Below are 26,757 nucleotides of genomic sequence, written 5' to 3'. Positions count from 1 at the left end.
CAAGATCATCGAGCGCGAACTCATCGAAATTTACCCATAACTGCACCTGCGGCGGCATCGGCGAGGGCGTCGACTGCAGGGTTCAGGTCCAAATTTCCGTTCATAGCGCCGCAGCGGAAACAGGATCGACGAGCGCGCACGCGTTCATCTCTTCGTTCCGCTGGCTGTACAGCGGCAGGGGCAATCGAGCTGCTATCAGCCTGCTCCTGCGCTTCGACGAAACGTGAGACATCGCCCAGGCGGCGCTCCTTCTTGCTTGCCTTGCTATCGGTTTCTAACATCACTGCTCCTTCGCATAACGAACGCCAGTTTCCTTGCGGAACGTCGCTAAAGATTCTGAAGATCCGGCCCAGGGTCGAAACGACGCTGTTCGCACGCTCCGCGGCGATCTTGAGGCCGTGTCGATCGCCCAGCTTAACCATGAAGCTTAGCCGGACTGACCAGAGGTCTTTCCGAGGCTGTCGGCGACGAAGGCACCGCGCACTCCCATTGGAAGCGGAGCGCCAGTTGTCGTGTCTCTCGCCGTCTGATGTTCGAGCTCGGCATTAAGCTCGGCGCCAACGATCAGAATCGTGACAGAAAGCCAGGTCCAGACCAGCAGGCCGATTAGCGCGCCAAGCGCCCCGTATGTCGCCTTGTAGTCTGCGAACCGGTCGAGATAGAGGGAAAAGCAGAGCGACATTGCCACGCAGGCGATCGTCGTCATCGCAGCACCCCAGGTCATCCAGCGCACCTTGGCGGGTTCACGGCTTGGGCCAAAGCGGTAAAGGGCCATGATGCCGCAAAAGAAGATCGCAAGCAGAACCGGCCAGCGTATCATCAGCACGATCTCTTCGGGCACCTCCCCCAGCCACACGTAGGAGAGGACGATCGGCAATCCCGCGACTAACCCGATCATTGCAATGACCACGATCGTAGCGCCAAGCGTAAACGCGAGGCCGGTCAGGTTGCGCCACAAGAAGGTCCGTTTTTCGTCTTCCTCATAGGCGACGTTCATCGCATCAAAAAGCGCTAACGTTCCATTGTGGGCGCTCCACAAAGCGATCGCGAAGCCCGCAAAGAAGGCAATGCCGAGCGATCCGTTCGGCTTTTTCGAAAGCTCCTGGATCTGGTCTGCGACAATGTCGAAGGCACCTGGCGGGAGAAGAACGGCGAGCTCCCGGATATGTTGGGCCATCGTCGCTCGATCCGCCGCAAGCCCGTAAAGTGCGACGACCGCGCCAAGGGCGGGAAAGAGTGCCAAAAACAGATAAAAAGTGACGCCGGCGGCGATCAGACTAACCCTGTCCCTCAAGACTTCTTCGTAGACGCGCCAGAAAACATCGACTAATCCCCGGGCGGGTATCGCCTCAGGCCGTTCGGCATCCCTTCCATGAGGATCTTCGGTCGCGATATTGCGACAGGGATCACCCCGGCTGCTGAGGCGAACTACGAGCCGCGTCGCGGCTAAGGCCATCATCGCGCCGGCGAGAGGGACAAGATATCGTTTGATCGACAGGCCCAAGTTGATCGGCTCCGTATTCTTTCGCGAAGGAACGCTTGCTGGTCTTCAGCGCAACTTTACGAACGTTAGCCCGGCGCTGCCTCGCCACTTTTTTGAAGCTTGGCGAGGCCAATCTCCAATACCTGATCCATCTCGCGTTTCAGCGGACCGTCCGTTGTGTCGTATCGATCGATTCCCGGCGATGACATAACAACGAGATGCTGCAAGGGCGTTATTCGCTCATCGACGACAGCTGCTATCCCGGCGGACCAGGCTTCAGAAAAGAGTTCCGGTGTCCATTGATCACTACTCATCCAGGCCTCCAGGCGACGGGCGGGTTCCTTGTCTCCTCACAAACATTTGTAAAGCCAATCGGTTCCGGCTGGCGTTGCCGAACCCGCAAAGAGTGGACCTCCGGCAAAACATTCAATGCTGTGCAAACGGAAAAAGGCCGGAGATGATCCGGCCTCCCTGTCGTCAGTTACAATCTGTCAGTTGTTGTTTTCGCCGCAGGCCTGATCCTGTGGCGTCGCATCACCCTTGCCGGCCTGGGTCTGGAGAGCGCCCTTGGCGTTCGAGCCGTCCTTACACTTGGTCTGTTCGGTCGTGCTGTTGGTCATCGTCGAGTCTGTGCCCATCGGCTTCATGGTCTTGGTGCCGGAAGAATCGCTGCTTCCAGCGCCGCCGCCGGCATCCTCGTTGGCGTTCTTATCGGTTGCCATGTGATTGGGAACCGGGTTGGACTGCGCGTAGGATACAGACGTTGCCATAGCGTGTGCGACGACGGATGCCGCAATAAGTTTGATACGCATTGGGAATTTCCTCCGTGGGAGTTTTCTGAGTTGGTAACCATTGCCAAACCTACGCAACGATGCCTGGTTCCACCGGCAGCAACAATAAATTCCCAAGTCCTACGGCAGTTGCCTCACTTCCGCCTTGTACTGGTTATCGTCAGAAGTTCTATCGCCGGCTCAGGCTGAGCAAGCGAAACCAAAGGTGTCATGACGCGTTGGTGATCCTTGCTTGGCGAGATCGAAATTGGCTGCCGGGTGGCTTAATCGCGGCCGGCCGTCAGCGATGAGCGGACATGATCTGCGAGCACAGTGTCGGTTGCGAGATGACGCTGAAAATCAGCCTCCTCCATCCGGCCCGACTGATAGGCGTTCAGCACTTCCTGCTGATCACCGGTCAGGGTTGTCAGCCCATCCCGCTCCGGAGGCAGAACGCCCAATTCCGTCAACAAACCATTGAGGCCGTCGCTGTTTTGTTTCGCCATGAGATGCGTCTCCTTTTGAGCGTGGCCGGCTGGCCCCGCCTCGAACGAGTGACTTTTAGCTGTCGCAGACTCGCCAAATGCGAGGTCATCGTCATGATCGTCCTCATCGAGCAGTTCCTGCATTGTTTCGTGATCATCATCGCCGAAGAGCTCGTCCTCCGCCTGCAGCCAATGTCGCTGGTCGGCACCGTCCGGACGTCCCTCGTCCTCCCATATTTCGAAGGCGCGCCGGCGGATTATTTCCTGTCTGTCGACACCCATGACCGCCTCGACCTACATTTGTACCTTGGCATTCTCGCCCATATCCGGCTTGGCGCTGGATACAGCAGCGGCAGCCATCTTGATGTAGCTGACGATGGTGCCTGGACTATCCCAATATTCGGCGAAGTTCGGCGTTACCTTGAGGATGCGGATCGAGGGATCTTCGGGACTATCCCACCATGCCTTGGCGGGGGTCGCCCAGAGGTCCCGGATCTTCTCCCGGTCGTTCTGGACCTCCGCGATGCCCGATATCGAGACGTATTTCTGCCCCTTGCTGTCTGCGAAGGCGAGGCAGACGGCAGGGTTACGCTCGATTTCGTCATCCTTGTGGCTGTCGATATCGGTAAGGAAGTAGAAGGCGTTGTCGACCCTCTCGGCATATGCCGACATCGGACGGGCGCGTAGATCGCTTCCCGACTGTGTGGTCAGCATGCAGAAGCCAATTTTCTCTGAAAGGTCCCATACCTTGTGCAGTTCGTCATGCTCCGTCATTTAAAAGCCTCCTGACTGTTTTCATTGAACAAAGTGCGGGGGCAGACTATGCCGCCGGCGTCCGAACATGACCTCATTGAACCTTCTCGGTGCCCGACGGTGTGGTGACCTGCGTCGGACCGCCGCCGTTGCCGCTCGGCGAAGGCGAACGATCTGTCTGCTCCGGCGGGGGCACGCTGCCATCGGCGGCATTATTGTCGAAGGTTCCTTCCCCTGAGGGCTGGGCATTGATGGGGTCATTCGCAGTTGCGGCCGTCGAGGTTTTGTCGGTGTCTATGCTCTCGCCCCACATATCGACACCTATCCAGACGATCATAGCAAGGACCAGGCCACCGATAAGGACCAGGAACACCGGCCTGCCCCATCGGCCCTGCCTTGCCTCAGTCGCCGTTTCGGTCACTCTTTCACTGCTGCGGTGGTTGTTATTCATAGTCTTTCCTTTCGCGGTCGCTTGACGCGGGTAGCAGGCGCGGATCCGAGATCACGAGCTACAAATATGACGCGCCATAAAAGTTCCATGCAAACCGACGCCTCTCAATCCTCAGTGAGGAGAAATGTCTTGATTGCGGCAGCCAGATCTCTTGGATTTTCTTCTGCGACATGATGCCCACTGTCGACCCCGAAGCCGTTGACGTCCCTGGCCCAGTTGCGCCATATCGCGACGGGATCGGTGTAGATTTGTTGCATGTCGTCGCGAAGTGACCAAAGACAAAGCATTGGGCAGGAAACCTTGCGGCCCGCCTCCCGGTCCTGCTTGTCATGGATATGATCGACGCGGATCCCGGCTCGATAATCCTCGATCATCCCGTGGATCACGGCTGGGTCATGGATGGCCTCACGAATGTCGGCATAGGCCTCCGCCCCCATTACGTCGGGCGACAGCTTGTCGTACCAAGCTTGGGGATCTGCGGAGATGACCCGCTCGGGCTTTCCGGGCTGGGCAAAGAAGAACCAGTGATACCAGTCGCGGGCGAACCGCCAATCGGCGCGTTCGAGATGTTCGAGCACAGGCAGGCCATCGATGATCACGAGCTTTCGCACAATGTCGGGACACATCATGGCCAGCCGGAACGCCGTCAGGCTCCCTCTGTCATGCCCGGCGAGAAAGAAGGACGGAAGACCAAGCTTATCCATCAGCTGGCGAAGCGATCTGGCCTTTTCCATCTTTGACGAATGGATCGAATCGGGCGCGTCCTGCGGTATGTAGGATTTGCCGAAACCAGGCAGATCGGGACAGACGACGGTGAAAAACGGCGCGAGGATTTCGGCGACGGTGCCCCATGTCATGTGCGTGCGGGGATGGCCGTGCAACAGAAGCAAGGGCGGCCCGCTTCCACCAATTCTGAGGCGGATGGCACCGGCATCGACATCTACCGTTTTGAGTTCGAAATTGGAAAACGGCATATCGTCAGCGTTCGCTGATTGACGGCAGATGGAGCTCGACTTCCCGACGTTTTTCTTCATCGAGAGGAGCAACATGCTCCTGCCAGAACCTTTCCGCCTCGGGAGTATCCTCATCCCATGCCCGCGTACTGACGATGTTATCGTCAACCTTGGCGAGCCTGCGGCCACCGAGCCGGCGGTACTCCTCTGCAAGCTGTTTCGATTGGGTCATCATGGTTGTGCTCCTTTCCTGCGAAAACACCGAGAAATGATCCAGGTTCCGGCGGACCTGCCATTTTCAGCGTGTTTCGCTTTCGCCGGAACATTCCGGAGCCTTTGATACTTATAGGATCTCAGTCACGCCCAGGAGGACATCATGCCGTCAATGACACTTGAGGACCTGTCCTCGCACTTGAGGAAAATCGACTTTTGCATGCTCTGCACCAACGCCGGCGCCGGCAGGATTGCCACCCGGCCGATGAGTAACAACGGCGACGTCGAGTATGACGGAGACTCGTGGTTTTTCTCCTACGAAGACACCCGCAAGGTCAGCGAGATCGAGGGGATAAATGACGTTTTGCTGACCTTCACCGCTCCCCCAAGCCTGCTGGGCAAACCGGGGATCTTCATCGCGGTTGAGGGAAGCGCTTCCGTCATCCGCGACAAGGCGATGTTCGAGGATCACTGGTCCTCCGGTCTAGAGCGTTGGTTTCCGGAAGGGACCGAGACGCCAGGCCTGGTTCTCATAAAGGTTTCGGCTGCATCTATCCGTTATTGGGACGGTGAAGAAAACGGCGATGTCATACTGTCTTCCTAGCCGTAGCAACGGCGCGGGATAAGAACTAGCCACACTTCGGGAGGACAGTCAGGTTTCGCCGCCGCCGTTCGATAGCGAGCTTTTGGCGGCCGAATAGTGGAGAACGGCACAGCTTAGAGCGGGGTCGAAACGAAGCACAATCGTTTTGCGAAACGAGACCGCCGAGAGGGGATCCTAAGATGGACCTCACGGACGATTAAGACCGCAACATGCCAACGGTTGCAGCGATGTCCAAAGCCGACCGACTCTGAACGGTCCAGCTTGCGACAAGAAAATTGCTTCGGCGTTGATCACCGATGGATTGGGACATGACCTCGTCCGGACGATTGATGCTCCGTCCGCGAGGAAGGCAGTGTTCCGCTATCGCCTGGAGTGAGATTTCTTTTTTGAACAGCGGGAACAATGGTAGCGCTGACACGTTTGGGTCTAGCCGCCGGGCGAAGTGACGCGGATCTAACGAGACCCCGGCTTTTTCGATGCAACCCGGCGGTCCTTGCTCTGTTTTCAGCACGTTCAATTTCCCCGATGACTGACGTCGTCGGGGATTTTTATTAGTCCTCTAGGTCATGCGCTGGTTTCGCGAGCGTGCGAGGCTGCCCGTCTTAACGAACCTGGTCACAGTGGATGCAGGTGCCAATCAGCGACAGATTTCCGCCCGAGACGAGCGAACGGGCTTGCCGGATTGTGGATCGATCATATTTCTTGAAAAAAACCAATTGATATCTAGGACCCGTAACGTTGCCTGACACTATTTCGACCGGAAATGCAGGTCTTGACATCATCCTCAAAGGCGGCCTGTCGCCACGACGACTTTATCTTCTGGAAGGCGCGCCTGGCTCCGGCAAAACGACGCTGGCCTTGCAATTTCTTCGCGAAGGAGTGCGGCGCGGCGAAAAGGCCCTTTACATAACTCTGTCAGAAACGGCTGAAGAGCTTGCGGCCGTTGCTGCATCGCATGGATGGGACAGTGGCGAGTTCGACGTGTTCGAGTTCGACTCCGCAGCCGAAATTTTTGGTGAGGGCCGTGATCAGTCGATCCTACACCCCTGGGAGATGGAGCTCGGCGAGACGATCAGGCTCATCCAAGAAGAGGTGGAGCGGGTTAAGCCTAAGCGCGTTGTGTTCGATAGCCTATCGGAAATGCGCCTGCTCGCACAGGATCCGCTACGGTATCGCCGGCAAGTGCTCGCTCTCAAGCAGTTCTTCTCGGGACGCGACACAACGGTGATCCTAGTTGATGACATGACCGGCAAAGCCGATGGCCGCGACGCTCATCTGCATAGTCTCTGCCATGGCGTTATAACCCTTGAGCGGCTGACGCTCGACTTCGGCGCCGCGCGGCGGCGACTGCAGGTCCAGAAGCTTCGCGGCATTGATTTCATCGCCGGCTATCACGATTTCACGATCAGGACAGGCGGGCTGCAGATCTATCCAAGACTGATTGCGGCTACTCACCACGGTGAATTTGCCGACGAGGTCACGCCGAGCGGCATACAGGGGCTCGACAACCTGCTTGGCGGCGGACCTCTTCGCGGCACGAGCACGCTTCTGACCGGCCCCGCTGGCAGCGGCAAGACGACGATCGCGCTGCAATATCTGCATGCGGCCTGCGAGCGGGGTGAACCCTCCACCGTCTATGAGTTCGACGAGCGGATAGGAACATTGATGGCTCGCGCCAAAGCCTTCGGTTTCGATCTGGAGAAGCATATTGCGAATGGCACGCTTTGCGTCGAACAGATCGACCCCGCGGAGATTTCGCCCGGTGAATTTGCATTTCGGGTGCGACGTGAGGTCGAGGAGCGCAAGGCCCGGATGATCGTCATCGACAGCCTGAACGGATATGTCGCTGCCATGCCTCAGGAGCAGCATCTCATCCTGCAGATGCATGAGCTCCTGTCCTACCTCAGTCAGAAAGGCGTTGTGACGCTGCTGATCGATCCTCAAACCGGTCTCGTCGGTGCGATGACGACGAGCCTCAACATATCCTATGTTGCAGATGCAGTCGTCTTACTGCGGTTTTTCGAAGCCGAGGGGCGGGTGCGCAAGGCAATCTCGGTCCTCAAGAACCGTGGAGGCGCGCACGAGGATACGATCCGTGAATTGAGGGTCGGTGCGGGCGGGATCCGCGTGGGCGAACCCCTGTCCCAGTTCAGGGGCATTCTGACCGGTACGCCCGAATATCTCGGTATACGGGATCCCTTGATGGAAGATCGAGATCGTGAGCGATAGGTCAGAGACGTCCGAAGGCCGGCGTATCCTGATCTGCGCGCCCTTCGGCAGGGATGCGGATGCGGTCTCATCGATCCTGACGCATAAAGGCTACGAGGCGGTCATCTGCCGCGATCTCGAAGATGTCGCAGGCATGATGAGCGAACAGATCGGCGCGATCCTGCTGACGGAAGAAGCGCTGGCAAGAAATGCCGACACCTTGAAGTCAGCGCTTCAGGCTCAACCCTCCTGGTCTGACGTGCCATTCGTGCTTTTGGCCGCGCCTCGCGCGGCGCGCATGCCCAGCGAACACTTGTCGCAACTGGCGCTCTTCGATTTGTCGAGCAACAGCGTTGTGCTCGAACGGCCACTCGGAAGCGCCTCTCTTTTCAGTGCGATCGCATCGGCGATGCGGCTGAGGCAGAAACAGTTCCAGATGCGCGATCGCCTGAGGGACCTCGATGAGAGCGAGACGCGGTTACGTCTAGCAACGAGTGCGGCGGGAATCGGGACCTGGGATTATAACCCTGCGACGGGGGCCTTGCGTTGGGACGAGCGCTGCAGGGCGATGTTTGGATTGACGTCTGATCGGCAAATTTCCTACGAAGGCACCTTTCTCGCTGGACTTCACCCACAGGACAAGGAGCGCGCCGACAACGCCGTCAAAGCTGCCTTGGAGCCCACAGGGCGCGGCGAATTCGAAGTCGAATACCGCACCATCGGCATTGACGACGGCAAGGAGCGTTGGATCGCTGCAAAGGGAGGCGCAATATTTTCTGGTGCGAGCGCGGTGCGCTTCATCGGAACCGTGATCGATATTACTGAAAGAAAGCGAACTGAAAGCGCTCTTGCGGCATCGGAGGCGGCGCTGCGTGTGGAGCGTGAGGCGCTCGACACCCTGAACCGAACGCTTGAACAGCGGGTTGCCGAGCGCACAGCCGCTCTGGAAAACGAAATGGCGGCTCGCAATCTTGCCGAGGAAGCCCTCCGCCAGTCCCAGAAAATGGAAGCGGTCGGTCAACTGACCGGCGGGATCGCACATGATTTCAACAATATGCTCACCGGTATCATTGGGGGCATCAATATCGCAAAACGCCGCATCGCAAGCGGACGGCTCGAAGACGTCGACAGATTCATGGACGCCGCCGTGGATTCGGCAAATAGGGCGGCAGCTCTGATTGCACGGCTGTTGGCCTTTTCTCGCCGCCAGACGCTGGACTCCAAACCAGTCGAGATCGCGCCGCAGTTGGAAGCAGCCAGGGAACTCCTGGAAAGGACATTGCCGGAGAACATACGCGTAGAGATCGACGTCGAGGCCGGGACCGGGGCAGCCTTGGCCGATGTCAACCAGTTGGAAAGCGCATTGCTCAATCTCGCAGTCAACGCGCGCGATGCTATGCCAGACGGCGGTCGGTTGAGAGTTGCCGCCAGGCGCTGCGTTGTCGAGGCCTGCGAGCGGAGTTTAGACTTGAAGCCGGGCACCTATGTATTGCTAGCCGTTAGCGATACCGGTATCGGCATGCCGGCCGATGTTGTGAACAAGGTGTTCGAACCGTTCTTCACGACAAAGCCGATCGGCCAGGGCACCGGCCTCGGCCTGTCGATGATTTACGGTTTTGTTCGTCAATCCGGTGGCCAGGTCCGCATTGATAGCAGGCCGGGACAAGGGACATCGATCGAGCTCTATCTCCCGGCGGCTGACGGGCCAAGCGATGATGAAGGACCGATGGTTCCAGAAGCGGCACCGGAGGGACGGGGGCAGAGCGTCCTTGTGGTCGAAGATGACGACGCAGTGCGCCTCCTGATCTGCGACGTGCTCGGTGAACTGTCCTATCTCGCCTTCGAGGCGGCCAACGCGGAAGCCGCCATCGGTATTCTCGCCTCTGAAAAAACGGTCGACCTCATGGTTTCGGATGTCGGCCTTCCTGGGATGAACGGCCGACAGTTGGCGGAAATTGCCCGGCAATATCGGCCGGATCTTCCGATCTTGTTCGTGACAGGCTATGCGGAAAACGCTGCCACAAAGGCAAGTTTTCTTGGGCCCAACATGGCGATGATCGGCAAGCCTTTCGCCGTCGATGATCTTGCCGCAAAGATCAATGAGATGATGCTGGCCAACAATCCCGGCCGATAGCTTGATCGGCAGAACAGACTAAAGCTCCAAGGACCGCCGCTGTGCGTGCTGCAGCTCCTGCGTGAGCGCGAGTGGACCGCACCTTCGACAGCAGTTCGAGCATGGGGTCGGACCACGCCTCACGGAAATCCCTGCAAGCGGATGGAACCGCGAGCGCTTCCTTCTGTTCTAATCAGAAAGGAGCCTATCATGATCTACGTCGCCTCCCCGCGTTTCAGTCAGGACCCGGCTGCCCGTGCGGCAAACCTCAAGGAATGTCTTGAGACGGCAAGCAAACATCTTGATGAGACATCTCGATCGTCATCTGCGGAGAAAATGGTCGCTCTGATCGAATCGGCAGTGCGGGCGGGATGGGAGGAAAATGAGGTCCGTGCCGCGCTATCGGCATCGCCTCAGCCCGGCGACGAAGCTGCGGACACGCCCTCACCGAACGTGGTGATGTCGTCGTCGATGTAAGTCTGCCCCTATCGGCGGCAATTCAAATGCCTGTGCGGCCGTTCGCGCGCAGCAGGGCGAACACCAACCCACTCGGCCTGAGCCGGAACCCGATCGATGAAGGGTCGGCCGCCCGAGACAACTGCCCTTGCCATCCTTGCTCAGCGAATCGATCATATTTAAGGGCATTGCAAGCGACCGCTGATCGACCGCAAATGTCTTTCCCCTGCCCTCGCCTCGACGGAGATACGAGGTATCGTGCGGCAAATTCGGCGATCGCGGCCTTTATAGGAAGCGTCGCCCGGTGTCCTTCTTATTTTTCATTAATCCAGAGAAAGCTTCGGCCTGCAGCAGAGGCCTAGGGATCGTCGACCGAACCGGCCGCTTCGCCAACGGCCTCATCATAAGGTGTTCCCAAATGGCGCCAAGCCTTCTAGGGTGCGGCAGGGGTAGTTGACGGAACCAGAATTGTGACACAGGCACTAGCAAGACTTCAAACGGGCGTTCCCGGCCTAGACGCCGTCCTTGGCGGAGGGCTCGTCGTCGGCGCATCATACATCCTGCAAGGCCACCCTGGCGCAGGAAAGACGATCTTCGCCAATCAGATCGCCTTCAAGACAGCCGAGAAGGGCAGCAAGGCGCTCTACGTCACGCTCCTTGCAGAGACGCACGAGCGGCTCTTTCAGGCGCTTGGCACTCTTGAGTTTTTCGACAGTTCACGTCTCGGTATCGACGTCACCTATGTCAGCGTGTTCCAGACCCTGCGTGATGAGGGTCTGTCGGCGGTCGTAAAGCTGATCCGGCAGGAGATCGCCCGTCAGGGGGCCACCCTGCTGGTGTTCGACGGGCTCCTGAATGCGCGTGATCGGGCCGATACGCAGCTTGACGTCAAAACCTTCGTCGCCGAGGTTCAGAGCCAAGCCGCCTTCGTCGGTTGCACTGTTTTATTCCTGACCAGCAGCCGGATCGCCGAAGAAAGCCCGGAGCATACAATGGTCGATGGGGTGATCGATCTTCATAACGAGTTGAGCGGTGTGCGCGCTGTTCGCCGCCTCCAGGTCAAGAAGTCCAGAGGAACCGCAGCACTTGGCGGGCACCATCAGTTCGAGATCACGTCTGATGGCGTGGCGGTATTTCCCCGAGTCGAGGCGCTTCTCGCTCATACGAGCGTGCCTGATCATGCGCCGACTGGATCAGTTTCGTCCGGGACGGGCGGTTTCGACGCATTGGTCGGAGGCGGCTTGCCTGAAGGTTCGGTATCACTCGTCTTCGGACCGTCAGGAAGCGGAAAAACCTCGCTCGGGATCAATTTCCTGTCGCTTGCGACGCAAGAGCAGCCGGCGCTTCATTTCGGCTTCTATGAGACGCCTGCCCGCCTGCGCGGCAAGGCAGCCGCGCTGGGTGTCGATTTCGAAGGGCTGATCAAAAATGGCGCTCTCGAAATGATCTGGAATCCGATGACCGAAAATCTCTTGGACAAGCTCGGACATCGTCTTCTCGACGCCGTGCGTGAGCGCGGCGTGAAAAGGCTGCTGATCGACGGCCTTGGCGGTTTCGAGCGTGGGGCGGTTCATCAACCGCGTATGGTCGAATTTTTCGCAGCTCTGACGAACGAACTGCGTGCGCTCAACGTTACTACAATCACGACCTGGGAACTGCGAGATCTCTTCGGACCCACGGTGACGGCGCCAGGATCGGAGATCTCCAGTCTCCTGGATAATCTGGTAATGCTGCGCCATGTAGAGATCGGATCGCGTTACAAGCGCACTGTTTCGGTCCTGAAGGTCCGTGACCGGGCGTTTGAACCGATCATCCATGAGATCGGATTCGGGCCGGGTGGGATGGAGGTTCGAGCGGCACTTGAACCGGTCGCGGGGGCCGCCACCGGATTGGCGCAGGGGCCGGCTTGACAACAGGGAACTGCCAGGGATGCCGCTGATCGTCATAGCCGAGGATGAATTCCTGCTCGCAGATGTCCTTACAATGATGCTGGAGGACGCGGGCTATGAGGTGGCCTCCGCATCACATGGAAAGGCCGCGCTGACGCTGGTCAAGCAAAAGCTGCCGGCGCTCGTCATAACGGATTTCATGATGCCGCTCATGACCGGTTTGGAGCTCGCTCAAGCTATGCGAGCTGATGCCACTCTTTCGTCCATTCCAATCGTGCTGGTAAGCGGCGCACAGGGAAGCATTGGGCGGGCGCACCCTGAGGTCTTCGATGCCGTCCTTGACAAGCCTTATCGGGAAAAAACGCTGATCGCGACCGTTGCCGGTCTGATCGGCAACAGGTGATAAAAGATCCACCAAACGTTTTCGGAAGAGGCAGAGAGCTCTGCTCGTCGTCTAGCCTAGTTATTATGAGCGTCCCGAAGTTTTGAAATGCCGTCATTGGGCTTTTGATGAGTTCGGCTCGGTATGCTCTGGACTAGCCCGAATGGCTGCGGCCAGTCGTATGGCGTGTCGCACAGCCTCGCGCGTCACCGGCTTTGCCGCGCCGCCCATCGCGTCGCTGGAACCCTTCGGCGCGTCCTGACCGTTCGTCAAATAAACAACCCCAATCCCAAAACCATTGACCAGGCTTTTGGCAATCTCCGGGCCGGTCATTCCGTTGCCAAGACGGATGTCGATGAGGGCGACGTCTGCGAGAGGCGCAAGTTCGAGCGCTTCGGCCAGCGTCGTGGCAATCCCGATCACTTCCCCGCCCTCCTGCAGGATGACCTCCTCGATTTCAAGAAACATCTGAGGCTCGTCTTCAATAACCAGGACGCGCATACCCACTCTCCCTCATGAAAGACGCCTCTAAACCAGAATAGCACGGGAGCGCCGGAGCGCAGACGATAAGTCAATGCCGGACTGCCATTGTCCGAAACCGGACATTTTTGAAAGAAGGCCGCGGCCGTGGGGTATCGAGGGAACATGACGGTCATCCCCGGGTTAGACTTCTAGACCGTTTCGAACAACGACCAAGGAGAAGCAAAATGGGAATGAATTCTCCCAAAGACGGGATGCCCGGCACGACGGACCAGTCGCCGCGCTGGGAAGGACCGAAATCGAACACGCCGCGCGGCTACATGCCAGCCAAGGACGATCCGGATCTCGACCGTGACGCCATGGGCGAGAACAATCGCGACCCAGAGACCAGAAAGATCTCCGACGCACTGAAGACAAAGGAGAACAGTGATGAGTAACGTCGAAAAGGATGCACGCGGACAGTTTGCGAAATCACAAGGTGACCGCAAGGCGTCCGGCGTCCACAGCGCCAAGCCCACTGTCGTGACCGGCTCAGAGGATGCGACAGCTCACAAGCGTCCTCCAGGTTCCAAAAAGCCGGAAAAGGACTGGGACATCAACTATGACCCGTCAGAAATGAACGAGGGACGCTCTCACTGACCCAATCCGGGGCTCCGCTGTATCAGGAAGCTTGAAGACGGTGATCAAGGTCAGGAAATCAGCGTTCGTTGGACAAGCCGCGTCGCCTTCGAAGATCCACGCGGCGAAAAACGTATGCGAACGTTTATGACGCGATGTGCCAGTGTTCGCCGGAGCATGGCTGATGCACTCTCCTCCGAGCGACTTCAAGTTCTCGATCTCGTAGCAGTTAGTGCCGTCATCGTGATGATGCCGCTGGTTGTGGTTCACGCGAGTTCGTCACCGCTTCTAGCGGGAACACCAGTTTTGGAACAAAGGACGCCGCTGTTTGTTGGACGCGTGCAAACCTAAAAAGGAGAACGACATGGCCACAGCAAAGACCCTCGACGACCTGTTTCTCGACACTCTCAAGGACATCTATTATGCCGAAAAGCAGATTTTGCGTGCACTACCGAAAATGGCCCGGGCTGCACAGTCTGAAGATGGCAAGGAAGGTTTTCTGAAGCATCGCGACGAAACTCAAGGCCAGATCGAGCGCCTGGAACAGGTATTCGAGATCATTGGGAAGCCGGCCCGAGGCAAGACCTGCGAGGCGATCCAGGGGATCATTGCAGAAGCAAACGAAATCATCGAGGAATTCGACGGAAGCATTGCTCTCGATGCTGGCCTGATCTCGTCAGCGCAGGCTGTAGAGCATTATGAAATTGCGCGCTACGGCACGCTGATTGCGTGGGCCAAGCAGCTCGGGCACAAGCAGGCAGTCACCCTTCTCCAGCAGAACCTTGCGGAGGAGGAGGCAACCGACAAGAAACTGACAGAACTTGCACTGTCAGCGGCGAACGCCAAGGGCACCAAGGCAGCTTGACATCTTGAAGCGCTGCGGCACGGTCGCAGCGCTTCACACCTCAGGCATTGTCAAGTATCGGCCAGTAGCAGTCGTTCCGGAAATCCGCTGGAATTGGGTCGAGGCGTGATAAGGCGCCTACCACAAATTCAATTTGCATTCGAAAGTGATCAACAGAACGCGGCACCGCAATACCGGTAATGCGCCGCCGTGCCTCCAGCCGATCATAGCCCGAATCTCGCAGCCGACGCGCGCCCTCTCTTCTGACCTGCGCTACATCAACCTGAGCGGCATTGTCTCCATTCACCCACCCATTGGCCGCGAGGCCACCCTCGATCACCCTGAATGCCATCTTCGTTCCACCGTCACCCCGACCCTAACTGGGATCAGAATCCGATTCGACGCAACGGCATCGATAGCGGGGCGGACGATGGTCGATTGATTCTAGCGGCGGTCATTGCTGATTTGCAACAGCTGGCCACAGGTGGGCAGGAACAACTTTCCGCCTGGTTCGATTGAGCAACTATTCAAGGGGCTGCAAATGACGAACTACCTGACATTGGAGGCCGGATGCGAGCGCAAGGGTGACTTAATCGTCAAACTTACCGTTCAAGTCACCAAATCCGCGGATTCATTCGAAACATCAAGGTTCGGAAGACGAGGACATGGTCTTTCTGGCGAGGAGACGGAACCGCCCGTTGTCCTGAGATCGCCGGTAATCATCTCGGCGATGCCAATATTGATCGAGCTTACGGAAGGTGTCGAGTGGGACGAAAGATGGGATCAACGCGCATGAAGCTTGTAAACCGGTTTGCACGGCAACATCAAAGCTTGCACACTGAGCCAAAAGATTCCGGATGCCAAAAGATAACAACCCGCTCGAGCGGATCCCTTGTCGGGCAGGCAGGCTCTCGTCACTGGGTTCCACCGCATCTTCGCGCAGCGGCTGGCAGATCAGTACGGAGTGACCGGTCAAAAGAGCGACAAATAGAATGTACGCAAACGGGGCTGAAGAACCTTCATTCTCCAATTCGATCAAGCAGGGCGGCAGGTCTGGCAGCTGCCAGCGCGACACTCAGCTGTGCCTGCGTGAATGGTTTCGAGAGCTTCACGACGTGTGGCGCCGTGCCGTCGGGCAGCTCCGCATAGCCTGTGGCAAGAACCAGCGCCACGGACGGGTGCGAAAGGCCGACTGTTCGGATCAGCTCCGCCCCTGTCATATTTGGCATGGCATGATCGGTCAGGATGACGTCCGGAATGAACCCTTCCTTGAGCAACTCGAGCACCTGCCCCGCTGATTCTGCCTGTATGGCCTCGTGGCCCAGATCTTCCAGCATCAGAATAGTGTTCATCAAGACGAGAGCATCGTCATCGACGGCAAGAACAGTCAATTGCGACGGTGATTGGACAAGCGGTTCGCTTGGCAGATGGGACGCCGGCTCGGTCAGATCAGCCGCGACTGGCAACCACAGTTGCGCCGTGCAACCAAGGCCCGGCGCCGACTTCAGATGAAGGGCCCCGCCTGCCTGGGCCATAAGGCCCTGGACCATGGGCAAACCCAGTCCAGTACCTTTGCCAATTCCCTTGGTTGTGAAAAAGGGCGTCGTGGCAAGCTCCAGGGTCTCGTCATCCATGCCGCCTCCTTGATCGGCGACCGAAAGACAGACATAGTGTCCCGATGGCAGTCCCTGGCTGTTGGTACCTGTGAGGCTTTGGCTCCCGGCGCTAATCGTGATCGTGCCACCATCGGGCATGGCATCACGCGCATTGACGACCAGATTCAGGAGAGCGTTTTCAAGCTGATTTGCATCCGACAGAACTGCCGGCAGGTCAGGCTCAAATCGGCTCACGATCTCGATCGCCGGACCGATCGAGCGTTCCATCAGTTCCGTCATTCCGCTTACAAGATCAGCGACCTTGACCGGTTCAAGTTTGAGGTCCTGCTTGCGGGAGAATGCCAGCAGCCGCTTCGTGAGAGACGCGCCCCTTCGCGCGCCGACGATGGCGTTGTCAATCAAATCGAGGACGCCTTCCCCGGCCAGGGTTCGTTTGCGGGCGATCTCAAGGCTGCCAAGGATTGCCATCAGCAGATTGTTGAAGTCGTGCGCGACCCCGCCGGTCAGCTGACCGACCGCCTCCATCTTCTGCGCCTGAAATAGCTCCTGCTGTGCACGGACCAACGCTTCTTCGGCCTGCCGCTTCTCGGTAATATCGCGGGTGATCTTCGCAAAGCCGACAAGGCTGCCGTCATCGGCATGTATGGCATCTATTATGACATTTGCCCAGAAGCGGCTGCCGTCCTTTCTGATCCTCCAGCCTTCCTTCTCAAAACGGCCTTCGCGCGCGGCTGTTTCAAGGGCTATAGAAGGCAGACCCGCTGCCTTGTCCTCGTCGGTGTAAAAGCGTGAGAAATGCTGCCCGATGATTTCGTCGGGCAGAAAGCCCTTGATGCGCTGAGCGCCAGCGTTCCAGCTGGAAACCTGGCCATCGGGATCGAGCAGATATATCGCGTAATCCGTGACACCCTGAACGAGCATGCGGAACTGCTCTTCCTGACGCTTGAGAATCTGTTCGGCCTTCTTGCGCTCAGAAAGATCCCTGGTGATTTTGGCAAAGCCGAGGAGCAATCCGCGACTATCGCGGATCGCATCGATCACGACATGGGCTGGGAAACGCTCCCCGTTCTTTCTGAGCCTGAAGCCCTCTGCCTCGAAGCGGCCGGTTGTGGCTGCCGTCTCCAGTGCGGTTGCGGGAACGCCGGATGCCCGGTCTTCCGGCGTATAGAAGCGCGAAAAGTGTTCACCGAGGATTTCGTCCTCCTCGTATCCCTTAAGGCGCTTGGCGCCCATGCTCCAACTGTTTACCCGTCCTTGCGGGTCAAGCATATAGATGGCGTAGTCGGTGATAGCATCGACGAGCAGCCTATATCGGCCGTCCAGGTCGCTCCCCTCAAGATCTGTCATGCTGGCAGTCCCAAAATCACTTTGCGCTATGGAGGTTTGGATAACAGCTATGATTTAGTCCAACCCGTTCATCCGGCAAGGCTGTGTACGATTCCGGTCATAAGGACCATATCTACTAGTCGAAGCTGAAGTTGTCTGGAAGCGGCGTAGCAATGCTGCAACAGTTTTCGTCATCGGTACTTCGAGATTTGGGAATGTCCGGTCTGTGGGACGGTGCCTCGGCACCGACAGCGCCACGGCGCGCACTCTCGAAACTGAAGATCCATCAGCATGGGACTGGACGGGCTCGCCCGCTATCCGCACTTTGTAGACCACCCGGACCTGTCTCATCGTCGAGAGCTTAAAAGCCATCGAACTTTGCGAGAGAGAGGGCGTTCGATCTTATGCGAAGCGAAATCGGACCGATCTCCGCTTGAACAAAATCGGAAAATTATCGTTTGCTTTCTATCGCGCGGGAGCCAGCATGATTCTCCAAAAGGGAAGCTTCGCTGCAGACTATCTGACTGGCACGCACATACGGAAAAGCCAGCGAAGTGAAAGATAAGGCGATTTGTCGATGAACCAGCCTCGAACGGTAAGATTGACCCGCGCCGATGCCGAGAGCATTGGACAATTGATCCGGTTCTGCCGGGAGCTCGCCAGCATTGTCCGCGATGCAGATCTTGCCGAACTGGATCAAATTACGGCCGCCATTAATCAGGCGCAGGCGTTTCTTGAGCGCAATGAAGACATGATCGAGCCGGACAACGCCCCGGTTTAAGACTGCTGTTCAATTTCGGCCATCCCGTCGCCGCATGGCGCGCCGGATAAGACCCTTCTGCCGTCTTTGCTCGATAAGGTAGTCAGCATACCCAAGGGCAACGTACAATAATGTTCGTCCGGCAACAGCGGCAATCAGCAGCAGTGCTATCAAAATGATCCATGTCATTGGAACGCCTCGGTATCGGGATGATGCTTCAAACGTGGAAATACCAGCCTGGTTCCCAACATCCGGGCTGTCGTCCATGGAACTGCTGGCGGCCTCGGTAGTTCGACGAAGCGACATGGGATACAGCCACGCGATGGAACCCTTTCGATCGAAATATGAATGGCGCAGGACAGGCACCGGATCCCTGGATGGCTTCGACGGCAACGTCCGTTTTGGGCGGGTTATCTTTGAGGTGGGTGGCGGCCCGCGGCAATGGCGATGGGAAGGCGGGCTTGACCCACGGATCAAGATGATCATTAAACCGCACGTCGGGGCAGCTTAACGAGAATCGGATGCTGTTGCACTGGTCGAAGCCCACTACGAAAGCTGCCTCAGATTGAATGGGCTGACAAAAGGCCGGGCGATCCAGTTCTCGTGGAGCGACGTACAGGAAGGACAGTGACGCTGACGCGCGGAGGCGGTGCCTCGCTCGGCATGGAGGGTAATGTGGATCAGAAGCTTAGCCTGCTCACTGGGAAGAATATCCTGATCGTTGAAGACGAATATTTCGTCGCCGACGATGTGCGGCAGGCACTCGAGTGGGCGGGAGCGTGCGTGGTCGGCCCGGCGCCTTCTGTCGAAGCCGGCATGGTATTAATCGACACGCGTGCCATCGACGGCGCGATCCTGGACATCCGGCTTGACGGTGAGACGGTTTTTCCGATTGCCGAACGGCTTCAGACAATGGGAATACCGTTTGTGTTCGCGACCGCTTATATCCGCAGCCAGATTCCCGACCGCTACGTGGGATATCATCTTTGCGAAAAGCCGACGGAACTCGGCGCCATTGCTGTCGCGCTTTTCGGCACCGCGAGAGGTGACCATTAGGCACCGATCCCTAGGTACGGTTGCGTACCTTGCCCTTTTCACCCGGAACAAAGGTACCTTCTGAGCTTTGATGAGGCAGGGAGGTGCACAATGGCCCTTAAAATCAATCGACAGTCGAACATAGAGCACGAGCTGGTCCTTCTGTTGCCGGCTCTGCGCGCTTTTGCGAGGACTTTTCATCGCAATCCGACCGAGGCGGACGACCTCGTCCAGGAAACGGTGGTCAAGGCGCTATCACACATTGACCGCTTTCAAGAGGGCACAAGGCTGAAGTCGTGGCTCTTTACCATCATGCGAAACACTTTCTGCTCGAAGTTTCGTGTCGGGAAGCGGGAGATTCTTGGCGCCGAAGATTGCGCCTCCTCACGTGGCAGCGTCCCACCCGAGCAGGAGTGGCGCGTGCGAGGCCATGAACTCGAGCGTGCCTGCGGCCAACTGCCCGAACCCTATCGATCGGCATTCGAGTTCGTGTTCATCGAAGGCCACTCCTATGAAGCGGCCAGTGAGCACTTCGATTGTCCAACCGGAACGATCAAAAGCCGCGTCAACCGAGCAAGAGAGCGGATTGCGCAAGACCTTGGCGAGTTGAAGAGTGGGACGCCCTAGCTGGGAGCATTGGGGCGCAGCGTTGCGACAAGATCGCGATAGGCGCTTTCTGCCTGCCCGTAGCAGCCCTGGCAGAATTGTTCCAGTCCGCGGCGATCCCTCACCACGACGAGACTGCGTTCCGAATGGATCGATCGCCGGCCCTCAAGCACATGAAGCGCCGTCGTCACGCTTGGACGGCGAACAGCCAGCATGAGTGAGAGGAATTCGTGTGTGAGGGATACACGGTCGCCGTCGATGCGGTCGTGGCACATCAATATCCAGCGCGCCAGGCGCTCTTCGACGGAGCAGTTGGCGTTTGCCAAGGCCGTCGAAGCTGTCTGCACCAGGAAGCTCTGGGCATACCGGTACATGATCTCGCTTACTGCCGGGTGGACTAGCAGGACGGGCCGGAAATTCTTTGTGCGGGCCCGCAGGCCATATCCCTCGACTTGCATGACGGCATCGAACGGCGCGCTTTGCCCCGTGGGCAATCCAGCGATTGGCGCTGCCCCCTCCCGTCCGACAATGCCCACCTCGCAAGACCGGCCCTCCGACGTCGTCATGATGATCGAGGCTATACCACCCTCCAGAAAGTAACAGAATTCCGGAACCTTCCCACTGGTCGAGAGCATCGTATTCTTTGCAAGGACGACAGGTTCAAGAAGAGGCCGTAGCGCAGACATCGCGTCTTTTGCGATAACAGAAAGCAGGTCCGTTGCGTTCGACTGCCTCGGTGGATGTGTCCATTGGCCGATCTCCCTTTGCCTCCCGAACGTCGGCGCAAAGCGCGAGTTCCAGCGCGGCGAACTCACCAAGGCCGGAACTTTCTACCTTGGAAACTGTTCGGCAATTTTCCTGAAAGGAGTTCGGCAGATGAGCGAGACCGCGCTGACACCGGGTCTGGAAGTTGTGCCCTCGGATGATCCAAATGTCTTCAACCTCGCGCACGAGGGTACGTATATCGGGGTTCTGGCCTGCGACGGCAGCAACCTGACCAGCAAGGCTCCGTGGGGTTGGCGTCTGAGCGTTGGTCACGGCGTTGGCACCTTGCCGCCGACTGGGACCTCGGCCAGTATAGAGGAGGCGATCGCTCAGGCTGAACGCGCCCTTCGCCGGATTACGACACGGCGCTGACCCGACTGTCAGGAGGGCAATCGACCAGGACCGTTCGCCTTCCAGTGCCCGTCCGGCCGATCAATCGCAGCCTTTCGCGTGTTTGTCTTCTGGCAGACATTGACTCCTATAGCCTGCTATCAGAGAAATGAAATCTACCGTTCGGCGGGGATTGAATGCGAACCCAACGCGATTCCACGATAGTTGGAAAGGCAGCGGTCGGCGCGATTGCGGCGATGTTCTGCGGATTGGCGGTCGTCCTTTCCTTGTGGCTCCATTCGAGCTACTGGTCGGCCGTCACACGCGGTGAAGAACAGGTCACGGCGACAACCAAGATCGTCGCTGCAAACGCGATCTGGATCAATTCGCTCGCTCGCCAGACGCTCTATCGCATGGCCGATGCGGTGGGTGACGCTTCCCAGCCGCTCGACGCTACCGGCATCAAGCATCTCAACCAGGCGACAGCCGGATTGCCTGTCACCGCAACGGCATACGTCATTGCGCCCGACGGCCACGTGATTTACTCCAACGATCGCGAGAACAGCCCTTCCGACATCGCCGATCAGCTTTTCTTCAAGCGATTGTCGAATGGGGCGGAGGATTACACTTCCGCTTTGACAATGCTTCGAGGCACGAACCGTCATGTGTTCCTGTCGGCAACAAGGATCGAGCGTAACCGAATTTTCGCAGGAGTTGCCGTGCTTGCCTTCGATGCCGGGATGCTGAGGGCGATATGGGATGCCGCATCCCTCGGAAAAGGTTCAACGGTCAGTTTCATCCGACGTGACGGGAAGCTGATCGCCAGGCATCCCGAAGCAAAGGATCCGGTCGATCTCGGTAACTATGTGCTGTTTACAGACTATATGCGAAAGGCAACGGCGGGCACCTACATATCGGCATCGCCCGTCGACGGTGTCACCAGGCTCGTCGGCTACCGGATCGTCGAGCGCACGCCCTTCGTGGCAATCGCCTCGGCAGAAGTGTCAGCCATCATGTGGCCGTTCTGGCGTGACGTCCTGACAGCGGCGACCGTTCTTCTGCTTGCGCTTGCCGCAGCCACGACCGGCGCCTTGAAGATCCTCAGTCTCGCCAAGGCCGAAGCACAACGCACCACCGAGCTCGCACAGGCAGTGCGCACCAACAAGGTGCTGATGCGCGAGATTCACCACCGGGTGAAGAACAATCTCCAGACCGTGATGGCTTTGATCCGGCTTCAGGGCCTCAAGCAGGAGACAGTCCAACGGCTGCACGAGCGTATCATTGCCATGTCAGCTGTCCATGAGCAGATGTATGGCTTCGACCAGTTTCGAAGTGTCCAAGCACGCGATTTCATACCAAACCTCGTCAGAACCCTCGTTGACCTCCATGATCGCGACATAGCACTTAATTTCGAGATCGACGATATCGAGATCGATGCGGACAAGGCAACACCGTTCGCGCTTCTCCTTAACGAACTCCTGACCAATGCAATGAAGTATGCTTTCGACACGCGCCAAGATGGCCGCATCGAGGTTCGGCTTCAAAAACTGTCTACCGGGCGGGTCAGACTGGAGGTGAGCGATGACGGAATCGGCTATGTGCCGGCAGGCGCCAGGTCAGGGATGGGAACCCGGCTGATCAAGTCATTTGTTTCGCAGATGAGCGGGGAATATCGCTATGAGCAGGCCGGCGGAACGGTCTTTATCGCGGAAATCTCACTCGGATAGCGGCGACGCGCAGCGTCATCGTCAGGACTGTCGGTCGATCCCGAAATGGTCGAGGATGATGCGGGCGTTACGCCGGTGGGATTTGAAATAGACATCGAAGAAGTCGCCTGCAATCGGGATGGTGCCCGACGCCGCATCAAGCCCGAGATTGACAAGCATTTTGACGAGCTTTTCGCGCGGAAGGCCTAGCTGTCGCGCCTCGTTGATGATCACCAGCCCAACCAGCGATCCGGCAATATCGCCAATGCCCGGGATCAGACCGAGTATCGCATCGGCGCCGAACCTTATCCCAAGGCCAGGAATGCCAACAGCGGTGTCCATGAGGTTTGCGAGGCGCATTGCACGACGGATCCGCACTTCCTCTGCTGGCGTCGGCCCCGAGTTGCGCCTAAAACTCATCGGCTCAGGCTGCCATTGTGAGCCGCTGCGGTGCAGGAATGTCCTCACCTTGAGTTTTGGCACTGATATAGCGCAACACTGCGGCCACATCGTCGTTTCGAACGGGTTTGGCGAGTACACCAAGCGAGCCGCGAAATCCCTCAACAGCTTCGGGATTGCCGGTCAGAAACACGACATTCACGCCGAACTCGTCGATGAGGCGGCGGGCAATTTTGGGACCCTCTACCCCGTCACGCAGCCGAACATCGACGAAAGCGACATCCGCCTTTGGAGCGAGCGCGAGAGCATCATCATATGATGCAGCAAACCCGACGGAGCGATGTCCGGCATAGTGGACGTCGTCTTCGAGGTTCAAAGCAAGGATGATTTCGTCTTCGACGATCATAACGTTCATGAAAGTGCGCCCTTTTAAGATCGCACATTAACGTTAAGCCGGATACTTTAGTTCCAGCTCATGAGCGATTTCAGCGGTCGAAGGGGATGTCCGTTATATTGTTAATTGGTTGACGACGCCCGCAGATCCCGACCGTTAGCGGCACGAGGGCGGCAATGGCGCGCTTTTGGCCCCCACTCGGCATTCAACTGTGGGCTGGCGCTTGTCTGACGTAACCTTGAACTGTGATCTTCCAAGTCGCGGTTGGAACAAACAACGCTTTGCGAAGTTACGACCCCGTTAGTCATTCTTTCAGGAGGTTTTAAAATGGGTCGTGGACTATTGCTTTGGTTGCTTGGGATCCCCCTGCCAATCGTCATTCTTCTCGTACTGTTCATGCGATAGGAGCGGCTCATGGCTCTTGGCTCCGAAACCGGCACCGGGCTCGTTCCGGTCGAATCGGCAAAATCAGCGATCTCCTGGGGTCCAATTATCGGTGGGACGGTCGCGTCAATCGGCGTGACGCTGATGCTTCTTCTGCTCGGTACAGGGATGGGCCTGACCATGGTATCTCCGTGGTCGGGCGAGAGCAGCTCGGCCGCGACCGTTGGGATTTCCGCAGCGATCTGGCTGGTCGTCGTGCAGTGGCTCTCTTCGGCCCTTGGCGGATATCTAACGGGGCGCCTGCGTACGAAGTGGGCTGTGGTCCATACCGACGAGGTCTTCTTCCGCGATACAGCGCACGGCTTCCTCAGTTGGGCACTGGCGACGATCTTCGTTGCTGGATTCCTTGCTTCATCTCTCGCATCGCTTGCGGGCGCTGGCGCAAGCGCAGCCGGTTCTGTCGCGACCGGCGCCGGGATCGCGGCGGCCGCGCCTGCAGCATCCGCCGCATCCACCAGCGATCTGTCGACGGGTTATTTCACTGATGCCCTTCTTCGCCCGGCCGAGGCCGGTGCCAGGGCAAAAGAGGACAACGCGGCGGCGACAGCGGAAATCTCGCGCATCTTGATGCAGAGCGCCGCGAAGGGATCGGTTTCCGATAACGACAAGGCCTATATCGCAAGCCTCGTTGCCGCACGTACCGGCTTGTCCGAACAGGATGCGCGCAACCGGGTTGATACGGTGCTCAAAGAGATCGAAGATGCAAAGGTTGCCGCGCAGGCTGCCCTCGACAAAGCGCGAAAGAGCGCGGCAACAACCGCTCTTGTGGGAACGATTTCGCTGCTAGTCGGCGCCTTCATCGCATCGGCTGCCGCCGCACTTGGTGGCCGCCAGCGTGACGAAGAAGAGGATTTAGTGCGCACGACGCGCGGCCCTCTCGTCTGAGTGCGCATTGAAAAGCCGGCAGCGCTCACGCGCTGCCGGCTTTTTGTTATCAAACGTACAGACACCCTCCGTCGTCTCATCTTGGTGTAGCATAGGCGCATGCAAGGCGGAGTTGTCGTGCTATCATGCCACCGATAAAAAATGCCAGGCTTCTGATTCTATTGGAAGGATTGAACCAGACAGAGTACATCTCGCCGCCGAGTGGCGTTGGGCTGAAAACCGGCCTGCGAGCTGTCGAACTGGGCCTCGTCCAATGGAACGACGACGTTAAAGCTGCGCGGTTCAAGCTGACGAAAAAAGGGCTGGGCTACCGGTCGCGCTTTGCAAAAGCCATCTGATCATCATGTATCCCGTCTGGATGAAACTGCCTGCATCGTTGCGCGAAGTGCGGCATCCAAGACTGCGCGGCCAGGCAGCAATCGGGCCAAGCGGGGCTGTCGACATATTCGCGCCCCTGCCTCGCCGCCCTCGATCAAAGTCTGACGCAAGTCGTCGTCGCTCAATTGGTGCTCCCGCTTTCTGTAGAACCTGGATATAGGCCTTAGACCGCGAACGGTAAGCCCCAGACGCTCAGTCGTTGCGGAGAAGCTCTGTTGGAAACAGCGAGACCGAACTCATGATGCCGTTGCGCGTTATGACGTGACAGCATCTATAAGCCAGGAGCAAACAAAAATGAAAAATCACGTCCGGTTCGCGCTTCTGGCGAAAGCCGGCTATGCGGCACGGGGTCTCGTCTTCCTTCTCGTCGCGGGACTGGCGCTATTTTCGGGTCTCACCGGCGGCACTCCTGAGACGAAATCAGCACTCTCAACGCTGCTGCAGCAACCTTTTGGCCGCGTGTGGGTCGGCCTTATCGGGATTGGATTGCTGGGCTTTGTCGCATGGCGACTCGCACAATCCCTAGCCGATGCGGATCGGCATGGGCGCGACGCAAAGGCAATGATCATTCGCTCAGCCCTGTTTGGCAGTGCGATCACCTATATCGGTCTTGCTGCCTATGCACTCGGTCACGCCTTTGCGGTCGGCGGCACGAGTGGAGGTTCTGGAGAAAAGGGCTTAGCGGGATGGATCATGTCGCAGCCATTCGGCTCCTACCTAGCGATCGCCGTCGGCGTCGGTTTCATTGTTGGCGGGGGCATGACCGCGCTCAAGGGTGTCACCGGAAAGTTCAGACGTTACATCAGGCTGGACGAACGGTCTGCAGCTTCATGGATTTGTATCTATGGTCTGCTCGCACGTGGCGCAGTCTTTGCGGTCACAGGCATGCTGTTCGTTTTCGCTGGCATCCATGTTAATCCTGATGAAGCGGGGAGCATGGCCGACGCCCTTGAATGGGTCCGTCACCTCCCGTTCGGCGGCATCCTTTATGCGGCAGTCGCAATTGGTCTGGCCGCATTCGGCATCTACAATTTGATCGAGGCGCGCTACCGAATCGTGCGCAGCCCATCGCTTAAGGACGTGACGAAGTCGATCCCGAGCACTCGCTGAGCAAAAAAGGGTATGAGCTATAGCCCGTCATCTTCGATTAGACGCGCAAGCTCGGCCGGACTGCGAATGCCAAACTCATACCATCCGATGAGCTCTCGGGCCTTAAGGCTGCTCGCGTCATCGGTGATTGCCAAGCCACGGCGCGCGCACCAACCGCGCAGGACGCGATCGATACAGTCGACATCCTCCTCGACCAGAGGCGCCTTGGGCCAACAGGTGGTGTTCATGTTCCCCTCATCGGCGTCAGATCGCCAAGATCCACGATAGGCGAAAGTTCAAGGCGCACAAGCGGTTTGCGGCC

Annotated in this window: 33 protein-coding genes and 1 pseudogene; 19 read left to right on the top strand and 15 right to left on the bottom strand. The window is 58.0% G+C overall.

The genetic code is table 11. The features are described from left to right. Positions 1–20 precede the first annotated feature (20 nt). The 9 genes and pseudogenes from ACODR6_RS12730 to ACODR6_RS12690 form a co-directional block, all read right to left on the bottom strand. Positions 21–422, bottom strand: coding sequence for a hypothetical protein (locus ACODR6_RS12730; RefSeq protein ID WP_246777735.1), 402 nt, complete (start codon positions 420–422; stop codon positions 21–23). A 5-nt stretch (positions 423–427) separates the two neighbouring features. Further along, positions 428–1,459, bottom strand: a complete 1,032-nt coding sequence (locus ACODR6_RS12725; RefSeq protein ID WP_210341278.1) for a YihY/virulence factor BrkB family protein — start codon at positions 1,457–1,459, stop codon at positions 428–430. A 110-nt stretch (positions 1,460–1,569) separates the two neighbouring features. Next, the gene (locus ACODR6_RS12720; RefSeq protein WP_199629987.1) at positions 1,570–1,797 is read right to left on the bottom strand and encodes a hypothetical protein; all 228 of its coding nucleotides are present in this window, start codon (positions 1,795–1,797) and stop codon (positions 1,570–1,572) included. Between the two features lie 177 nt (positions 1,798–1,974). Beyond that, positions 1,975–2,295, bottom strand: a complete 321-nt coding sequence (locus ACODR6_RS12715) for a hypothetical protein (protein WP_203431537.1) — start codon at positions 2,293–2,295, stop codon at positions 1,975–1,977. 551 nt (positions 2,296–2,846) lie between these two features. Continuing rightward, positions 2,847–3,020: pseudogene (locus tag ACODR6_RS12710) on the bottom strand (DUF2934 domain-containing protein); the annotation flags it as partial. Between the two features lie 12 nt (positions 3,021–3,032). Beyond that, complete coding sequence (locus ACODR6_RS12705) at positions 3,033–3,512, bottom strand: pyridoxamine 5'-phosphate oxidase family protein (protein WP_112720379.1); 480 nt, start codon at positions 3,510–3,512, stop codon at positions 3,033–3,035. Between the two features lie 73 nt (positions 3,513–3,585). Beyond that, positions 3,586–3,942, bottom strand: coding sequence for a hypothetical protein (locus tag ACODR6_RS12700; RefSeq protein WP_148194873.1), 357 nt, complete (start codon positions 3,940–3,942; stop codon positions 3,586–3,588). Positions 3,943–4,046: 104 nt separating this feature from the next. Next, entirely contained in the window at positions 4,047–4,916 is an 870-nt protein-coding gene (locus tag ACODR6_RS12695) for an alpha/beta fold hydrolase (protein ID WP_203431621.1), read from the bottom strand. Positions 4,917–4,920: 4 nt separating this feature from the next. Then, positions 4,921–5,130 (bottom strand): hypothetical protein, encoded by a 210-nt coding sequence (locus tag ACODR6_RS12690; protein ID WP_112720376.1) that lies wholly within the window; start codon positions 5,128–5,130, stop codon positions 4,921–4,923. A gap of 141 nt (positions 5,131–5,271) precedes the next feature. Between ACODR6_RS12690 and ACODR6_RS12685 the strand changes: the two genes are divergently transcribed. From ACODR6_RS12685 to ACODR6_RS12660, 6 genes are all read left to right on the top strand, one after another. Next, entirely contained in the window at positions 5,272–5,712 is a 441-nt protein-coding gene (locus tag ACODR6_RS12685) for a pyridoxamine 5'-phosphate oxidase family protein (RefSeq protein WP_112720375.1), read from the top strand. Between the two features lie 738 nt (positions 5,713–6,450). Then, positions 6,451–7,941, top strand: a complete 1,491-nt coding sequence (locus ACODR6_RS12680; protein WP_203431535.1) for an ATPase domain-containing protein — start codon at positions 6,451–6,453, stop codon at positions 7,939–7,941. Beyond that, positions 7,931–10,054 carry an ATP-binding protein gene (locus tag ACODR6_RS12675; RefSeq protein ID WP_203431534.1) on the top strand — a complete coding sequence of 708 codons (2,124 nt, stop codon included), beginning with the start codon at positions 7,931–7,933 and terminating at the stop codon, positions 10,052–10,054. The genes ACODR6_RS12680 and ACODR6_RS12675 overlap by 11 nt, the downstream gene beginning before the upstream one ends. Before the next feature lie 189 nt (positions 10,055–10,243). After that, positions 10,244–10,510 carry a hypothetical protein gene (locus ACODR6_RS12670; RefSeq protein ID WP_203431533.1) on the top strand — a complete coding sequence of 89 codons (267 nt, stop codon included), beginning with the start codon at positions 10,244–10,246 and terminating at the stop codon, positions 10,508–10,510. Positions 10,511–10,959: 449 nt separating this feature from the next. Then, positions 10,960–12,399: a DUF7125 family protein gene (locus ACODR6_RS12665; protein WP_203431532.1), complete on the top strand. Its 1,440-nt coding sequence runs from the start codon at positions 10,960–10,962 to the stop codon at positions 12,397–12,399. Between the two features lie 19 nt (positions 12,400–12,418). After that, complete coding sequence (locus tag ACODR6_RS12660) at positions 12,419–12,781, top strand: response regulator (protein WP_112720371.1); 363 nt, start codon at positions 12,419–12,421, stop codon at positions 12,779–12,781. Positions 12,782–12,874: 93 nt separating this feature from the next. Here ACODR6_RS12660 and ACODR6_RS12655 read toward each other — a convergent pair whose 3' ends face one another. Then, positions 12,875–13,261: a response regulator gene (locus ACODR6_RS12655; protein WP_203431531.1), complete on the bottom strand. Its 387-nt coding sequence runs from the start codon at positions 13,259–13,261 to the stop codon at positions 12,875–12,877. 206 nt (positions 13,262–13,467) lie between these two features. Between ACODR6_RS12655 and ACODR6_RS12650 the strand changes: the two genes are divergently transcribed. From ACODR6_RS12650 to ACODR6_RS12640, 3 genes are all read left to right on the top strand, one after another. Next, positions 13,468–13,677, top strand: a complete 210-nt coding sequence (locus ACODR6_RS12650) for a hypothetical protein (protein WP_203431530.1) — start codon at positions 13,468–13,470, stop codon at positions 13,675–13,677. Then, positions 13,670–13,879: a hypothetical protein gene (locus ACODR6_RS12645; protein ID WP_112720368.1), complete on the top strand. Its 210-nt coding sequence runs from the start codon at positions 13,670–13,672 to the stop codon at positions 13,877–13,879. Before ACODR6_RS12650 ends, ACODR6_RS12645 begins: the two co-directional genes overlap by 8 nt. 343 nt (positions 13,880–14,222) lie before the next feature. Continuing rightward, complete coding sequence (locus tag ACODR6_RS12640) at positions 14,223–14,723, top strand: YciE/YciF ferroxidase family protein (protein WP_112720367.1); 501 nt, start codon at positions 14,223–14,225, stop codon at positions 14,721–14,723. Between the two features lie 40 nt (positions 14,724–14,763). On the opposite strand, the gene ACODR6_RS12635 is transcribed toward ACODR6_RS12640, so the two are convergent. Then, positions 14,764–15,054 carry a hypothetical protein gene (locus tag ACODR6_RS12635; RefSeq protein WP_112720366.1) on the bottom strand — a complete coding sequence of 97 codons (291 nt, stop codon included), beginning with the start codon at positions 15,052–15,054 and terminating at the stop codon, positions 14,764–14,766. 189 nt (positions 15,055–15,243) lie between these two features. Between ACODR6_RS12635 and ACODR6_RS12630 the strand changes: the two genes are divergently transcribed. Continuing rightward, a complete protein-coding gene (locus ACODR6_RS12630) occupies positions 15,244–15,498 on the top strand; it encodes a hypothetical protein (protein WP_203431529.1) in 255 nt (84 codons plus the stop codon). A 223-nt stretch (positions 15,499–15,721) separates the two neighbouring features. On the opposite strand, the gene ACODR6_RS12625 is transcribed toward ACODR6_RS12630, so the two are convergent. Continuing rightward, positions 15,722–17,665 carry a hybrid sensor histidine kinase/response regulator gene (locus ACODR6_RS12625; RefSeq protein WP_203431528.1) on the bottom strand — a complete coding sequence of 648 codons (1,944 nt, stop codon included), beginning with the start codon at positions 17,663–17,665 and terminating at the stop codon, positions 15,722–15,724. Positions 17,666–18,221: 556 nt separating this feature from the next. Between ACODR6_RS12625 and ACODR6_RS12620 the strand changes: the two genes are divergently transcribed. The 4 genes from ACODR6_RS12620 to ACODR6_RS12605 all read left to right on the top strand — a co-directional run bounded on the left by ACODR6_RS12620 (position 18,222) and on the right by ACODR6_RS12605 (position 20,066). Continuing rightward, on the top strand, positions 18,222–18,425 hold the full coding sequence (locus ACODR6_RS12620) for a hypothetical protein (protein WP_203431527.1): 204 nt from the start codon (positions 18,222–18,224) through the stop codon (positions 18,423–18,425). 244 nt (positions 18,426–18,669) lie between these two features. Then, positions 18,670–18,915, top strand: coding sequence for a hypothetical protein (locus tag ACODR6_RS12615; protein WP_130284381.1), 246 nt, complete (start codon positions 18,670–18,672; stop codon positions 18,913–18,915). 116 nt (positions 18,916–19,031) lie between these two features. Continuing rightward, complete coding sequence (locus tag ACODR6_RS12610; protein WP_348652544.1) at positions 19,032–19,460, top strand: response regulator; 429 nt, start codon at positions 19,032–19,034, stop codon at positions 19,458–19,460. Positions 19,461–19,550: 90 nt separating this feature from the next. Then, entirely contained in the window at positions 19,551–20,066 is a 516-nt protein-coding gene (locus ACODR6_RS12605) for a sigma-70 family RNA polymerase sigma factor (protein ID WP_112720362.1), read from the top strand. Here the strand turns inward: ACODR6_RS12605 and ACODR6_RS12600 are convergent. Beyond that, a complete protein-coding gene (locus tag ACODR6_RS12600; RefSeq protein ID WP_203431526.1) occupies positions 20,063–20,680 on the bottom strand; it encodes a Crp/Fnr family transcriptional regulator in 618 nt (205 codons plus the stop codon). The genes ACODR6_RS12605 and ACODR6_RS12600 overlap by 4 nt on opposite strands. A 241-nt stretch (positions 20,681–20,921) precedes the next feature. Between ACODR6_RS12600 and ACODR6_RS12595 the strand changes: the two genes are divergently transcribed. Together ACODR6_RS12595 and ACODR6_RS12590 are read left to right on the top strand one after the other, a co-directional pair. Then, the gene (locus ACODR6_RS12595; protein ID WP_203431525.1) at positions 20,922–21,182 is read left to right on the top strand and encodes a hypothetical protein; all 261 of its coding nucleotides are present in this window, start codon (positions 20,922–20,924) and stop codon (positions 21,180–21,182) included. Positions 21,183–21,553: 371 nt separating this feature from the next. Beyond that, positions 21,554–22,867 (top strand): sensor histidine kinase, encoded by a 1,314-nt coding sequence (locus ACODR6_RS12590; RefSeq protein ID WP_489022573.1) that lies wholly within the window; start codon positions 21,554–21,556, stop codon positions 22,865–22,867. A gap of 21 nt (positions 22,868–22,888) precedes the next feature. On the opposite strand, the gene ACODR6_RS12585 is transcribed toward ACODR6_RS12590, so the two are convergent. Then, a complete protein-coding gene (locus ACODR6_RS12585; protein ID WP_148194912.1) occupies positions 22,889–23,266 on the bottom strand; it encodes a DUF4112 domain-containing protein in 378 nt (125 codons plus the stop codon). Positions 23,267–23,270: 4 nt separating this feature from the next. Next, positions 23,271–23,660 carry a response regulator gene (locus tag ACODR6_RS12580; protein WP_203431523.1) on the bottom strand — a complete coding sequence of 130 codons (390 nt, stop codon included), beginning with the start codon at positions 23,658–23,660 and terminating at the stop codon, positions 23,271–23,273. Positions 23,661–24,053: 393 nt separating this feature from the next. On the opposite strand from ACODR6_RS12580, the gene ACODR6_RS12575 reads away from it, so the two are divergent. The 3 genes from ACODR6_RS12575 (at position 24,054) to ACODR6_RS12565 (ending at position 26,456) form a co-directional block, all read left to right on the top strand. Further along, positions 24,054–24,968 (top strand): hypothetical protein, encoded by a 915-nt coding sequence (locus tag ACODR6_RS12575; protein WP_203431522.1) that lies wholly within the window; start codon positions 24,054–24,056, stop codon positions 24,966–24,968. A 125-nt stretch (positions 24,969–25,093) separates the two neighbouring features. Then, a complete protein-coding gene (locus ACODR6_RS12570) occupies positions 25,094–25,306 on the top strand; it encodes a hypothetical protein (protein ID WP_112720355.1) in 213 nt (70 codons plus the stop codon). A 334-nt stretch (positions 25,307–25,640) separates the two neighbouring features. After that, the gene (locus tag ACODR6_RS12565; RefSeq protein ID WP_203431521.1) at positions 25,641–26,456 is read left to right on the top strand and encodes a DUF1206 domain-containing protein; all 816 of its coding nucleotides are present in this window, start codon (positions 25,641–25,643) and stop codon (positions 26,454–26,456) included. The last annotated feature ends 301 nt before the right edge of the window (positions 26,457–26,757 follow it).

The sequence above is a fragment of the Rhizobium sp. FG96 genome, assembly GCF_057808655.1.
This window is presented reverse-complemented; position numbering and strand designations above follow the sequence as displayed.